At 64.8% G+C, this 15,237-nt stretch carries 3 protein-coding genes; all 3 read left to right on the top strand.

The features are described from left to right. Positions 1–15: 15 nt before the first annotated feature. The 3 genes from GAK28_RS08800 to GAK28_RS08790 all read left to right on the top strand — a co-directional run bounded on the left by GAK28_RS08800 (position 16) and on the right by GAK28_RS08790 (position 15,199). Entirely contained in the window at positions 16–12,480 is a 12,465-nt protein-coding gene (locus GAK28_RS08800; protein WP_291777291.1) for an SDR family NAD(P)-dependent oxidoreductase, read from the top strand. Further along, positions 12,455–14,302 (top strand): asparagine synthase (glutamine-hydrolyzing), encoded by a 1,848-nt coding sequence (asnB, locus tag GAK28_RS08795; RefSeq protein WP_291777288.1) that lies wholly within the window; start codon positions 12,455–12,457, stop codon positions 14,300–14,302. Before GAK28_RS08800 ends, asnB begins: the two co-directional genes overlap by 26 nt. Positions 14,303–14,476: 174 nt before the next feature. Beyond that, a complete protein-coding gene (locus tag GAK28_RS08790) occupies positions 14,477–15,199 on the top strand; it encodes an MBL fold metallo-hydrolase (protein ID WP_291777285.1) in 723 nt (240 codons plus the stop codon). The last annotated feature ends 38 nt before the right edge of the window (positions 15,200–15,237 follow it).

Here is a 15,237-nt window from a genome sequence, read left to right as displayed (position 1 = left end):
GGGGAAGGAAGGGGCATGGTCAGTTTCGTCGAGTTCGTGGTCTCCGAGTGGAAGGGGCGTCGTCTGTCCAAGACGGACGCTGCCGAACTCATCCGGCAGTTTTCCGAAAGGCGCCAAGGCGGTCGCCCGCTTCATCCCCTGTTGCATGAGAACGTATCGGACTTGTCCAGGCAGGCGTTCCGGTCGGCGTGGCGGGGCAATGAGCCCTTTCTTGCCGACCATCGCGTGCTGTTCGCTGATCGACCGCTTCCGGTGCTGCCCGCCGCGGCCTATCTCGAAGCCATTCACGCCGCCATCGAACGAGCGACGCCCCGCGAAGAACAAGGTGGTTTCATCGAGATCCGCCATGCCGCTTGGATCGCGCCGCTGATCGTGGATGGCGCCGGGTCACTGCTGGTCACGGTATCGCCTGGTGACGATGGGAACCTCGACATCGATATGTTGAGCGGGGAAGGCGACGATGTACAGGTCCACTGCCAGGCCTCGGCTGCCTGGTTCGGTGGGGAGCGGCCCGCGGCCATCTCCATCGATGAACTGCGTGGCGAGATGCAGGCGGCCATCGACCCTGTCGCCATGTACGATCGCTTCGTCACCATGGGACTGCACTACGGATCGAGCCATCGCACCGTCGTCTCCTTGCGGAAGGGGGCGAAGGGAGCGTTGGCCCGACTCATCCGACAGGACGACTCCGGACAAAGCGACGGGATGTCGATGCCTCCCGGAGTACTGGATGGCGCGTTGCAAGCCACGATCGCGCTGACCGTCGACCAGGGTGAACCCCACCTGCCTTTTGCCGTGGAACAGGTCCGGGTTTTCGCGGCGGTACCGAAGGAGGCATGGGCGTGGGTCAGGCCCGGTCGATCCACGGACGGCGACATACGTCATATCAACGTCGACTTGCTCGATGACGATGGTTGTTACCTGGTCTCGCTACGGGGCCTTTCGTCGCGACCGCTTGTGGCGGAGGACGAGGTTGCCAGGATACTCCGACCGACATCCCCGCAAGCATCCCCGTGTCCCTGGCGGGAACATGCCACCTATCTCATCGTCCATGGGCTGGACGAGCCGGGTGAATCCATCGTGCAGGCCATCCTCCGGCGCACGCGGCACACTCGGGTGGTGCTGGCCGGCTTGCAGCCTGCGGAAAATCGGCGAGTAGTCGAGGCGCTGGAGGCGAATGGCGAACGCCTTGCCTACCTGCGGATCGAAGGTGTTGGCGAACATATGCCGGTGTTCATCGCCGACGAGGCTTATCCGTTGCGGGGTGTGCTGCATGTCGTAAGCGATCGTAGCCACGGAGGTTTCGAGGATCTGTCCGTTATCGATGCGGGCACGAAAGACCACAAGCTGGATTTCTTCGCGACGATCCGGACGACGGACAGCGTGGATGACATGGCTGCGTTCGCTTCACGGCGGCATGCTGACATGTCGAAGGGACATCGTCATGGAACAACGTTCTCTTTCGACTGGCGTCAGGGCATGCTCCCAGGGGCGATGATTGACGCGCTCGACGCTGCCTTGGTCGGTGGCTTGTCCCGCGCGGTACTTGGCGTGCCGCATGGTGCATCGCCGTCTTCCGAGGATCTGCGGGACGCCGCCGCTGACGAAGATATGCTTACCAGGTTGCGCGACTTCCTTCGGCGCGAGTTCGCTGCTGTACTCAAGCTTCGCGCGGACAGGATCGATACGCGCGCATCGCTGGACGACTACGGTGTCGATTCCATTGTGGCGATGAAGCTTACCCGGCGCATCGAAGCGTCGTTCGGCCCACAGTCCAAGACGCTTTTGTTCGAATATCGCGACCTGGTCGCGCTGGCCACGCATCTAGCGCAGGCGCATCCCGATGTTGTCGCGGCGATGTTCAAGAGCGACGACAGAGCGATTGTCTCGAAAGCCGCCATGCCGTCGTCGCCCGCTCCCAGACGGCGGTCTTCCCGGCTATCGAGGGCGGTCGCGGTCTCGACGGCAACCATGCAGGCCGAGCCGATCGCGATCGTGGGGCTGAGCGGGCGGTATCCGCAGTCGCCCGATCTGGCGACGTTCTGGAACAACCTGCGCGACGGCGTGGATTGCGTGGTGGAAGTGCCGGCGGATCGCTGGGACTGGCGGGACTACTACAGTGAGGATCGGACCGCCGATGGACGGCACTTTAGCCGGTGGGGCGGTTTCATCGCGGGGGTGGACGAGTTCGATCCGCTTTTCTTCCGCATGTCGCCGAAGGAAGCCGAGCGTATCGATCCGCAGGAGCGCCTGTTTCTGCAGCACGCCTGGATGGCGATGGAAGACGCAGGCTACACGCGCGCGGCGCTGGGTGCCGGCGGCGACGTAGGCGTGTACGTGGGCATGATGTACAGCGAATACCAGCTGTTCGCGGCCGAATCGAGCGTGCGCGGACGGCGAATGGGTGTGGCGGGCAGTTTCGCCAGCACGGCGAATCGGGTGTCGTTCGCGCTGGACCTGCATGGTCCGAGCATGACGGTGGACACGATGTGCTCCTCGTCGCTGACGGCGATCCACCTGGCGTGCCAGGACCTTCGATCGGGACGCACGCATACGGCGATCGCCGGTGGCGTGAATGTGACGATCCACCCGAATAAGTACCTGGCGCTGTCATCGGGGCAGTTCATCTCCAGCGAGGGGCACTGCCAGAGTTTTGGCGAAGGCGGCGACGGCTATATTCCGGGCGAGGGCGTGGGCGCGGTAGTGCTCAAGCGGCTGTCGGACGCGGAGCGGGACGGTGACGTGATCCACGGTGTGATCCGTGGCAGCGCGCTGAACCACGGCGGTCGGACGAACGGTTACACGGTGCCCAACCCGCAGGCGCAGGCGGCGGCGATCGACCGGGCGCTGGCCGAGGCAGGCGTGGATGCGCGGCGGGTGAGCTATGTGGAAGCGCATGGCACGGGCACGAAGCTGGGCGATCCGATCGAGATCGCGGCGTTGTCGCGGGCGTTCGGTGCACACACGTCGGAGCGTGGGTTCTGCCTGCTGGGTTCGGCGAAGTCGAACATCGGCCATTGCGAGGCGGCGGCAGGCATCGCGGGACTGACGAAGGTGCTGTTGCAGATGCGCCACCGTCAGGTGGTGCCGTCGCTGCATTCGTCGCGGCTGAACCCGCACATTGATTTCGACGCGGGCCCGTTCACGGTGAACCAGACGCTACGGGCGTGGGAGTCTCCGGTGGTGGACGGCCGCCGAGGGCCGCGAGTGGCGGGCCTGTCGTCGTTCGGTGCGGGGGGATCGAACGCGCACATGGTGGTGGAGGATTACGAGGCCTCGGCGGTGCAGTTGCCGGAGGGGCCGGTGGTGGTGGTGCTGTCGGGCCGCACCGAGGCGGCGCTGCGTGGTCGGGCGGAGGATCTGCTGGGGTACCTGTCGGGCGACGCGGGTGCGCTGGCGTCGGTGGCGTATACGTTGCAAGTGGGTCGCGAGGCGATGAACGAGCGCCTGGCGGTGGTGGCGTCGAACGCGGAGGAGTTGGTGTCGGCGTTGCGCGGTTACCTGGCGGGCGAGGATCGCGAGGGCCTGTACGTGGGCCAGGCCCAGGAGCACCGTGAGTCGGTGGCCTGGTTTGCGGAAGACGCGGAGCTGCGTGAAGCGGTGTCGCGGTGGGCGACGACGGGACGCCTGGAGCGCGTGGCGCAGGCGTGGGTACGCGGGGTGGAGATTCCGTGGACGGCGCTGCATGGCGGCCGTGTGTTGCCGAAGGTGGGTTTGCCGACTTATCCGTTCGCCCGGGAGCGCTACTGGCTGTCGTTACCGACGGCGGAGACGCCGGCATCGGGCGTGTCGCGATTGCATCCGTTACTGCACGAGAACGTATCGGACCTGGGGCGCCAGGCGTTCCGTTCCTCGTTCCGTGGCGACGAACCCTTCCTTAGGGGACATCGCCTGCAGCGCGATGGTATATCGCGCCCACTGATGCCTGCCGCGGCCTGGCTCGGCATGGCGCATGCGGCTCTCGAACGGGCTATGCCGGCACAGGCCTTGAAAAACGCGTCGCTGGTGACGCTTCACGACATCGCATGGCCGGAACCGCTCTTCGTCGACAGCGACGTGGACGTGGATGTCGAGCTTCGCCTGGACGAGCGCGGCGACGTCAGTATCGATATGGCGAGTGTCGACGCTGGAGTCGTGCGATCCCACGCCCACATGCGGGGCCGTCTCGCCGCGGGATCGCTCGATTTCACCGATCTCGCGGCCATCGAGGCGGGAGCGGATGCCGGACGATTCGATACGACAGAATTCTATGCCCGCTTTGACGCGCTCGGGCTTATCTATGGTCCCGAGCATAAGACGGTGCGCGGTATCGCCAAGGGGCGCGGTGAATTACTCGCGAGACTTCAGTCCACGACGACCGTTCCCGCCCAGGCGATACCTCCCGATCTGGTGGACGGCGCTTTGCAGGCGTGCATCGCGTTGCTGGACGACACGGCGGATGCGTGGCTTCCCTTCGCAGTGAAGCGCGTCGTCGTGGCGGCACCCTGTTCGGCCGAAATGTTCGCGTGGGTACGCTGCGCAGCCGACGACGACGACAAGGATGGATCGCGCCGTTTCGATATCGATATCGTCGATCGGCAGGGGCGCACCTGCGTTCGCATGGAAAGCCTGGGCGTGCGCCGCATGCCCGCGGATGCACCTGCGGCTGGCCGGGTGGCCTTCGTCGCTGGCTGGGAACCGGTATCCGGCCATGAGGTCGTTTCGACTGATCCGACGCACTGGTGCATCGTCGGCGCGACCTCCACGCAACGTGCACAGATGTCGTCTACGTGGGCAACTGCTTCCACGACCTGGCTGGATGCGCCGATGGTAGGCACGGAAGAGGCCTTCCTCGCCGATGTGCTGCGCGAGATCCAGTCCCTGGCTGACGACGGTGGTTCGACAGCCTTGCGGATGGCCTGCCTGGGCGGCGTCGACGATGCCTGCATGTCGGCACTGGGCGCACTCCTGGCGACCGCGGCTATCGAACATCCGGAGCTGTCGCCCGCGCTCGTCGACGCGAGGGTGGATAGGGCTGCTGTCGATCGCCTGCCGTCGTTTGCCGTTTCCGGAGCCTTCGTGCGTCTGGATGCCTCCGGTGGCGGCGAACGACGGACGTGGATCGAGCATACCGTCACGACGGAACGGCGCGTCACCATTCGCAGGGATGGCGTCTACCTCGTGACGGGCGGCCTGGGAGGCATCGGCCGCATCATCGTACGCGAACTGTTATCAGCCGGCGCACGCGTGGTGGTGACCGGCAGGGCAGCCAGGCCCGTGTCGTTCGATGAGGCGTTGGCCGGGTGGGGCGAAGGCGTGTCTTACCGACAGCTCGACCTGGCCGATGGCGAGGCGGTCCGTGCGGCGGTATCCGCCATCCTCACCGCGCATGGCCGGCTCGACGGCGTTCTGCATCTTGCCGGTGAGCATCGCGATGCACCGTTGATCGGGAAATCGCGTGATGCGTTCGTGGACCTGCTTCGCCCCAAGGTGACGGGTACCCGCCATCTCGACGATGCGACCCGCGACATTCAGCTAGACGCCTTCGTATTGTTCTCCTCCGTGGCCGGCGCGTTCGGCAACCTCGGGCAAGCCGACTACGCGTCGGCCAACGGTTACATGGACGGCTTCGCCGTCCAGCGCGCGCGTCGCGTAGCGGCAGGGGAGCGCCACGGACGCACTGTATCCATAGGTTGGCCGCTCTGGGCGGAGGGAGGGATGCAACCGGAAGCGAAGCATCTTGAACACCTCGCGCGCACGATCGGTATGCGCCCGCTCGCTACGGCGCAGGCACTCGATGCGTTCCACGCCGCCCTGGCCGATGACGTGCCGCATCTGGCGATCCTGGGTGGTGACACGGTACGTCTGCGCCGCGCCGTCGCTGGGGTGAAGCCGACATCCGCCGTTGCTGCCGGGGGCGAGGTGGCGATTGTTCCATCGGTACCCGGGTCTTCGTCGCTCGAGGTTGCGGAAGCTTTTCTTCGCGAACGGCTCGCGGCCACGCTTAGCATGCCGGCCGCCGCCATCGATGCGGCCGCGCCGTTCGAGGATTACGGGCTGGATTCGATCCTAGCGGTAAGACTTGCGGCAGAGCTGGAGAAATCGTTCGGCCCGCTGTCCAAGACTCTTTTCTACGAGCATCGGACGCTGCGCGGCCTGGCGGCGTTCTTGCTGGAAGCCAAGCCGCAGGCATGGCCGTCGACACCGGAGAAGGGCGGGGAAGCGCCTGCTGTCGCCGTGGCAGCGGCGCAGCCTTTCCAGGCACGGTCGTTTTTCCAGGAGCATCGGCTACCTATCCCCGCCCGTGAGCGCGACGTCGCCATCGTCGGACTTGCCGGTCGCTATCCCATGGCGGCGGACCTGGAAGGCTTCTGGACCAATCTTCGCGAAGGCCGCGATTGCATCGGTGAGGTCCCTGCGGATCGCTGGGATCACGCGCGTTACTTCGACCCTACCCCGGGCAAAGCCGGTGCGACGTACAGCAAGTGGGGTGGATTCCTCGACGACATCGATCGGTTCGATCCGCTGTTTTTTGGCATCGCGCCGAAAGAAGCTGCCTTGCTCGATCCACAGGAGCGGCTTTTCATGGAGACTTCCTGGCAGGCCGTGGAAGACGCCGGATATCCGCGTGCCGCGCTGTCCGGTAGTCGGACGGGCGTCTTCGTTGGCGTGATGTGGGGTCACTACGAGCTATACGGCGCGCAGGCGCTGTCCGCCGGACAGGGAGTCCCCAGTTCTTCCTATGCGTCGATCGCCAATCGGGTGTCATGGCTGTTCGATCTGCGCGGACCGAGCATGGCAATCGACACGATGTGCTCGTCGTCGCTTACGGCCATCCATCTCGCTGCCGAGGAGATTCGTCGCGGCAACATCGACGCGGCCATCGCGGGTGGCGTCAACGCGAGCGTACATCCGCACAAGTACCTCACGCTCAGCCAGGGACGTTTCGCCGCCACCGATGGACGTTGCCGGAGTTTCGGCGCCGGGGGGGACGGTTACGTGCCTGGCGAGGGCGTAGATGCCGTGTATATGAAACCCCTCGAGGATGCCGTCCGCGATGGCGACCATGTCTACGGTATCGTGCGTTCGAGTGCCCTGAACCATGGCGGCAGGACCAGCGGCTATACCGTTCCGAATCCAGTAGCGCAGGCGGAGCTGATCGAGGCCGCGTTCGCGCGTGCCGGCATTCCGGCCGAATCCGTGTCCTACATTGAGGCGCATGGCACGGGAACCGCATTGGGAGATCCCATCGAGATCGCCGGGCTTGCGAAAGCGTTCTCTGCGCGCGGCGTGTCGACGCAAGGTTGCGCCATCGGTTCGGTAAAATCGAATATCGGGCACCTGGAGTCGGCGGCAGGTATCGCCGCGGTCACCAAGGTACTGCTACAGATGCGCCACGGGGAACTGGTGCCCTCGTTGCATGCCGAGGTACCCAATCCCAACATTGCCTTCGCTGACACGCCTTTCCGTGTGCAGCGCCACCTCGAGCCCTGGCGCAGCGCACCGACGGCACCACGGCGGGCCGGCGTCAGTTCGTTCGGTGCAGGGGGAGCCAACGCGCACGTAGTCTTGGAAGAATGGCGTGACACGGCGGCCGTCTCTACCGTGGAAGGCTCCGTGGCGCTCGTGCTCTCGGCCCGCGACCCCATTGCCCTGGCGCAGCTCGCCCGGAAGATCGCCGCCCACCTGGATCATGCGGGAGACGAGGCGCTGGGCGATATCGCGTTCACTCTCCAGGCCGGACGTACTCCCATGGATGTCCGCCTGGGCATGGTGGTCGCGACGGTCCGCGAGGCCGTCGACCGGCTGCGTCACTGGGCCGACATGCAGATCGCTTCACCGGCGGCGCTTCTTTCGCAAATCGACGATGGAACGACGGTCGGCCATGCGAGCCAGATGCCGATCTATGCCCAACGCCTCGTGGATGGCGAGGCGGGACGTAACTTCGTTGCCCAGCTCGTGGCCCGACACGACCTGGGTCGTTTGGTCCATCTCTGGGTCATGGGCATCTCTCTCGACTGGACGCCGTTGCACGCGGGATGCCGTCGTCGACGGGTATCGTTGCCCACGTACCCGTTCCAGCGGCAGCGATGCTGGGTTGGTCCCCAGGAGGCGAGCGACGGCGCGTCCCCGACGATGGCGTCGTCGGGCCGGCTTCTACGGCGCTGGGAGGCGACTCCCTCCAGGCCCGGTCATGGCGTACGTGGCGACGTTCTCGTTGGCGGGGCGATCCTGGAGTCGTCTTCGCATGCCTGGGCCGGTGAGTGCCGAGTCGTCGGTGTTTCGCGCGCGACTCCCGACATCGAAACCTGTCGTGGGTTGATCGGCGGTCTCGTCGCGGCGGGAACGCTTCCCGAACGATTGCTGTGGCGCGCTTCCGACGACAGGAACGATGCGCTATCGCTTTTCCTTCTTCTGCGCGCATTGCTCGAAGCCGGGCAGGCCATGCGTCTTGCCGTCGTCATTGACGAAGGGCATCCCGTGCAGGAAGCGTTGATCGGCCTGCTGCATAGTTTGTCGCTCGAACAACCCGCATGGCGAGTCCTTGCGATCGTGGTCGACGATGTTCACGGTGCGATGCCCGACGAACTGGCGTGCCTGGCTCTGGACGAGATGGCGGCCGCCATTCCCGGGGCAGCGGAGATCCGTTTCACCCGCGGTGAGGTTGGCGGAACCTGGGCCAGGTACGAGCGGATCCTGTCCGTCGTTCCGGGCATCGGTCAGGCATCCATGCCCGTCCCGCTACGACATGGCGGCACGTATCTGGTGACGGGAGGATTGGGAGGCCTTGGCCGGATCATCGCAGGCGACCTGATGAGGCGCTATCAGGCGCGCATCGTGCTAGTGGGACGCTCGGCCCTGGACGACGAAGGACGCCGGGCGCTGGATCGACTGGCCACCGAAGGAGGGGCGGTCGAGTACGTCAGCGTCGACGTCGCCGATGCGTCGGCGTTGGAAACCCTCGTAGGCACGATTCGTTCGAGCTTCGGCGAGCTGCATGGCGTATTGCATGCGGCTGGCGTGCGCCGCGACGGAGCCATGCTTCAAAAGGACGCCGATACCTTCCGCGATGTCGCAAGGGCGAAAGTCGACGGAACCGTTTCCCTGGATGAAGCCACGCGTGACTGTGGCCTGGACATCTTTGTCTTGTTCTCATCGATCGCCGGTGTGAACGGTAACCCAGGGCAAGCGGATTACGCCTACGGTAACCGCTTCCTCGATGGCTTCGCCGAACATCGAGAGCGTCTGCGCCTTTCTGGGTGTCGCCGGGGGCGGACCTTCAGTATCGCGTGGCCCCTGTGGGAGGAGGGCGGCATGCAGTTGGACGCCGAACAGGCGACGCGCCTGCGTCGTCGTACGGGGGTTGTTCCGATGCCAGCCGCCGAGGGCTTGCGGCATTTCCATGCCGCGCTGCGTGGTGCGGAGACGGTCGTGGTGCCACTCTACGGCGACCTCGAGCGACTGCGTTCCGGAACGGCGATGCCGGGCCCGGTAAGCGCACCGCAAGACGTGCCCATCGCGGATAACCTGCTCGATCTCGTGCGCGGCCTCGTCGGCGAGGAAATCGGCGTGCCGGCTTCGTCGATAGCGGCGCTGGACCGTTTCGATGCCCTGGGCCTGGATTCCATCGCGATCGGACGCCTGACGGCACGCTTGCGCGACATCGTGGACGACGCTCCTCAGACCTTGTTCTACGAACACGAGACGGTCGGGTCGCTGGTCGGATATCTCTCCGGGCGTGCGCGGCTGCCTTCCATGCGGGCTGTCGCAGCGGAGCGCGTCACTGATCGCACGGTACCGCCGATGGATGACACGCAAGGAAAGGTGGCCATCGTCGGCATTCATGGACGTTTCCCTGGCGGCACCGACCTGGACGCATTCTGGGAAACGCTGGCGGAAGGGCGCGAAGCGATCGGCCCGGTGCCCGCATCGCGATGGGATGCCGACGCCTGGCACGACGATGCGCCCGATGCCGCTGCGCGCGGACGAATCCACTGCCGGCACGGTGGTTTCGTTGACGATATCGATCATTTCGACGCCGACTTCTTCCGGATCGCTCACGACGAGGCGGCGGTCATGGATCCGCAGGAAAGGATCTTTGTCCAATCGGTATGGCACGCCCTCGAAGATGCGGGCTATTCGCGCCAGTCGCTCCGGCGAAAGCATCCTCGCGACAGGGGCGCCAACGTCGGGGTCTTCGTCGGCACGACCACACAGTCGTACGCATTGCTTGCCGACGCCGCGAGGCGAGATGGCGTGATGCAGGCCCCGTCGTCGCTTCCCTGGTCGATCGCCAATCGAACCTCCTATCTGTTCGATTTCCGAGGGCCGAGCATGCCAGTGGACACCGCTTGCTCGTCGGCGCTGGTCGGCCTTCACCTGGCCTGCGAGAGTCTGCGTCGCGGTGATTGCGCCGTGGCGGTGGCGGGAGCCGTCAATCTCTACCTCCATCCCCTGAAGTACCTGTCTCTTTGCCAGCGCGGCATGCTGGCCAGGCACGGAGCCACGCGAAGCTTCGGCGAGGGCGACGAAGGCTTCGTTCCCGGTGAAGGCGTCGCCACATTGATCCTGAAGCGCCTGGACGATGCCATTGCCGATGGAGACCGCATCCATGGCGTCGTCGCGGCGACGGGATTCGAGCACGCGGGGCGCGGGAACGGTTACTCGGCTCCCAATCCCAATGCCCAGGCCGCGCTGATTCGCCGGGTATTACAGGCCGGCAACATCCACCCCGACACGATCGACTGCGTGGAAGGCCACGGCACCGGCACACCTCTGGGGGACGACATCGAATTGCGTGCGCTCGACCAGGTTTTCGCTGGCACGGCGGGACGGAGCGCGCCCGCGTCTTTGGGCTGCGTCAAAAGCAATATCGGCCACCTCGAAGCGGCGGCCGGCATGTCGTCGATGGCGAAGGTGTTGTTGCAGATGCGTCACGGACGTTTCGTTCCGACACTGCATGCGCGCGATGCGATCCCGAGCGACGCGCTCGTTCTGCAGCACGCCGGGGGCCCGTGGTGGGCACCGGCGGATCGTCCACGCCGAGCCCTGGTGAACGCGTTCGGCGCAGGCGGCGTGAATGCGTGCGTGGTGCTCGAAAGCGCCCCTGTCGTCCACCGTGCGGCCGAGGCCCCCGCGCCGGATGGCCACGCATTTCTGCTTTCCGCCGCCGATGCCATGCGCCTGCGTGCCTATGCGACGAGCTTCGTGGAATGGCTACCTGCGACGACGTCTCCGCTCAGTGCCGTGTGCGACGCACTGCGGCGCCGCGAGCCGATGGCCGCGCGCCTGGCGGTCTTCGGCCGGTCGACTGACGACATCGTGCGGCAGCTGCGCGAGTGGCTGGCGGATCGACCTTCCGGTGTTCACGTCGTGATACGCGAAGCCGGTCGGACTCCGGCGGCGCCGGCGTGGGAGGGTGGTGCGGAGCCGTGGCGTGAGAGCGTCGTGACGTGGCCGACCGGGAAGGCGCCGGACGAAACAGGCCGAAACGAGGCACCGCCTCCGGGGATGCCGGTCTATCCGTTCGCACCCACCCGGCACTGGATCTCGACCTCCACGCCGCATCCCGAGGCACATGTGGCGGCGCGCAATGACGAACGTCTCCACCCCTGGGTGTCGTACAACGCATCGACCCTGCGGCAGACGGCGTTCGATTCATGGTTGAGGCTCGACGGTGGCGATGGCCTCACCTGCTCGCACGAGGGGCAGGCCCGGCTCGCCCCGGCCGCCCTCATGGAAATAGCGGTCGCCTGCGGCACGCTGGCGGGCGAACATCGCGTCGGCATGATGAAGGAGATCCGCTTTACCGACAGGTTGACGTTCGAGCGTGATCTCCACTTGGTTCGCACGGTTCTGGCCGCCGACGATGACGGCATCCGGTTCACTATTACGACCGGACCGGGTGAAACATCGCAATGCCTGGCGGAAGGGCGACTCGTTCCCGGTGATGCCAGAAGCACATCCGCTGGCCCACGCAGGGATCTGCAGCGCTTGCGAAAGCGCGCCCATGACGTTTCACTGCCGGCCTTGGTCGCCCACCTGCGGGCGCATGGCCGGACATCGTCCATCGAGGGCATCGAAGCGCTCTGGATGTGCGGAGCGCATGCCCTGGCTCGATTGGCGCTGCCCGACAACGACGCGTCGTCGGAGCGCTTCGTCATGCGGCCGGCGATCTTCTCCGCCTTGAGCGACGTACTGCTCGCGTGGCTTGATCGAGACGATCCGTCCGTCGACTACGAGATCGGGAGCATTGCCGAGCTATGTCTGCACCGGGGCCTGCCCAATCGTTGCAACGTACTTGTCGAGCGCGGCAGCGGAAACGGCCAGGGCACGACGCTCGATGCGATCCTGCTCGACGATCACGGAGAAACGATCGCGGTGATTCGCGGTATCGAATTGAATATATCCCGTCCGACGCCGGCACGAGGTGCCGCGACAAGACATCACCATCGCCAGGAAGAGGAGACGCAGGATGTGCGGAATCGCGGGTTGGCTTGACTTCGATCATGACATCAGGGAACGGCGCGCCATCGTCGAACGGATGACGCAGACCCTTGCCGCCCGCGGGCCGGACGGGCAGGGTATTTGGCTGGATGAGCATGTCGGGCTGGGCCATCGACGACTCGCCGTGATCGATATCGCGGGCGGCGCGCAGCCCATGGTTCACCAGGATGGGGGCGCGAACGTCGTGGCGCTCAGCTACAACGGGGAGATCTACAACTTCGCCGCACTGCGGGCGGAACTGGAAGCGCATGGCCATCGTTTCAGTACGCGTTGCGATACCGAGGTGGTTCTCAAGGGCTACCTGCAATGGCAGGAAGGAGTGCTCGAGCGCCTGGAGGGTATGTTCGCCTTCGCTCTGTGGGACGCGGGTCGCCAGCAATTCCTGCTAGCCCGGGACTTTCTTGGCGTCAAGCCGCTTTATTACCAGCGGCTGGGTAACGGCGTGGTGTTCGGTTCGGAACCGAAGGCGATCCTCGCGCATCCCGACGTGCGCGCACGCACCGACGAGGATGGTTTGCGCCAGGTATTCGTGCTTGCGCGTACCCCGGGGGCTACACCTTACGCGGACATACGCGAGGTAAAGCCAGGCGAGATGCTTCGTTTCGAACGTACGGGCATGCGTTCGCGTCACTTCTGGAAGCTCTCGGCCCGTCCGCATGACGACGACCTGCAACGTACGGTGGAATGCGTCGGCGAGTTGCTGGAGACGTCTGTCCGTGGGCAGATCGTGAGCGACGTCCCGTTGTGTACGCTGCTTTCCGGAGGACTGGATTCCTCCGCCATCACGGCGATCGCTCACGAGGCGACCGCGCCGCAAGGGCAGCCGATGCGTACGTTTTCGGTCGATTTCGTCGGCCAGGACGGCGGATTCGCGGACGATGGTCCGCACAAGTCGCATGATACGCCCTTCGTTCGCGATTTCGTGCGCCACGTCGGCTGCAACCACAGTGAGATCGTCCTGGAAAGCAGCGAACTGGCGGATGCATCTTTGGACAAGGTTGTGATGCGGGCCAGCGATTTGCCGCTCAATCTTTCCGGCGATATGTGCTCGTCGCTGTATCGGCTCTTCAGGGAGGTTCGCCGGGAGTCGACCGTCGCGTTATCGGGTGAGTCCGCCGACGAGATCTTCGGAGGTTACGCCTGGTTCCATCATCCGGCCGTCGTCAACGCGCGCATGTTTCCTTGGCTCGCCATGACGGGCTCGGTGTTCCATAGTGGCGATATCCTGGATCACGGACTGCGTGAACGTCTTCGCCTGAAGGAATTCCAGGCCGACAGCTATACGCAAGCCCTTGGCGAGGTACCTCGCCTGGAAGGCGAGTCACCGCGGGACGCCCGCATGCGCGAACTTGCCTATCTGCACATGACACGCTTCCTCCAGTTCATGCTCGATCGCAAGGACCGCATGAGCATGGCTGTCGGCCTCGAAGTACGCGTACCGTTTTGCGACAGGGCGCTGGTGGACTATGTCTTCAATATTCCCTGGGACATGAAGGCCTTCGATGGCCGGGAAAAAAGCGTGTTGCGTGCCGCAGTGCAGCATCGCCTACCTCGGTCGATCGTGGACCGCGTCAAGAGCCCCTATCCGTCCACCCAGGATCCGGCCTACGAACGAGCGCTTCGGGCGAAGGTATCGGCGCTGCTGGACAACGTGGCACATCCCGCACGCGGCCTTTTCGACGAACGGACCTTCCGTCGGCTTGTGGAAAGGCCGATAGATGCCGATCGTTCGCTGCATTACCAGCGTGCCGACCTGGAGCGGGTGCTATCGGTCGCGGACTGGATCGAGACCTACGATGTCGAACTGGCGTGCTGACCCGATGCTAGCCAGGATCGTACTGCCCAATTTTCGTATTGACGATTCGAGTCGAATTGATTCTACTTCGTGCGTTCGTCATCGCCGATCCTACGGGACGGCAGGGCAGGTCGCCGGCAGGGGGGTAAGCCGGTGCGAGGGAATCTCGCTACGCCACGGGCGTGGCGAAGGGGGATGGAAGTGAGCGGAGACTCGACCTGCGCCGTCGTGGCATCGGCCACGGCAGCGCGCACACGCGTAGTGATCGTCAGGACGACACGGGGAACGATCGCCAATTACAACTATGTCGTGGTCGATATCGCGACGCGTTCCGCTCTTCTCGTCGATCCGTCGTGGGAACCACACGTTGTTCTTCGCGCGGTGGCCGATGTTGGAGCGCATGTCAAGGGAATCCTACTCACGCATTCGCACCCGGACCATGTCGACCTGGCCGCAACGCTGGGCGAACACTTCGGTTGCCCGCTCTGGATGTCCCGCCAGGAAATCGCCTGGTCCGGTTTTCATGCCCCCCGACTCGTTCCCATCGACGAAACGCCGTTTGTGATCGGGGGTATGACGATCAGGCCGATGCTCACTCCGGGGCATACACCCGGGTGCATGTGCTACCGCATCGGCGACGATCTATTTACCGGCGACGTCCTGTTCGCCGAAGGGTGTGGCATTTGCCCGGACCTGGATGGCGCCCACAGGATGTTCGAAAGCCTTGCCCGGATACGGCGTGAGATCCACGATACAACTCGGATCTATCCCGGTCACTCGTTCGGTCTGCCGCCGGGACAATCGTTCGCCACGGTGCAACGCGAAAATATCTATCTGCAATTCGGCAACAGGGACGACTTCGCCGCTTTCCGTCTGAGAAAGGGACAGAGTCGCGCGAAGCTTTTCACGTTCCAGTGATGCGTACGTCCGAGTCGTGCATCGGCACGGCCGGATAC

The sequence above is a fragment of the Luteibacter sp. genome (assembly GCF_009912395.1).
Classification (GTDB): Bacteria; Pseudomonadota; Gammaproteobacteria; order Xanthomonadales; family Rhodanobacteraceae; genus Luteibacter.
Note: the sequence above shows the minus strand (reverse complement) of the source record. Positions and strands in the feature narration are given on the sequence as shown.

Coding starts and splice junctions, on each gene's coding strand:
- GAK28_RS08800 (WP_291777291.1), top strand. CDS start 16: ATGGTCAGTTTCGTCGAGTTCGTGGTCTCCGAGTGGAAGGGGCGTCGT.
- asnB (WP_291777288.1), top strand. CDS start 12,455: ATGTGCGGAATCGCGGGTTGGCTTGACTTCGATCATGACATCAGGGAA.
- GAK28_RS08790 (WP_291777285.1), top strand. CDS start 14,477: ATGGAAGTGAGCGGAGACTCGACCTGCGCCGTCGTGGCATCGGCCACG.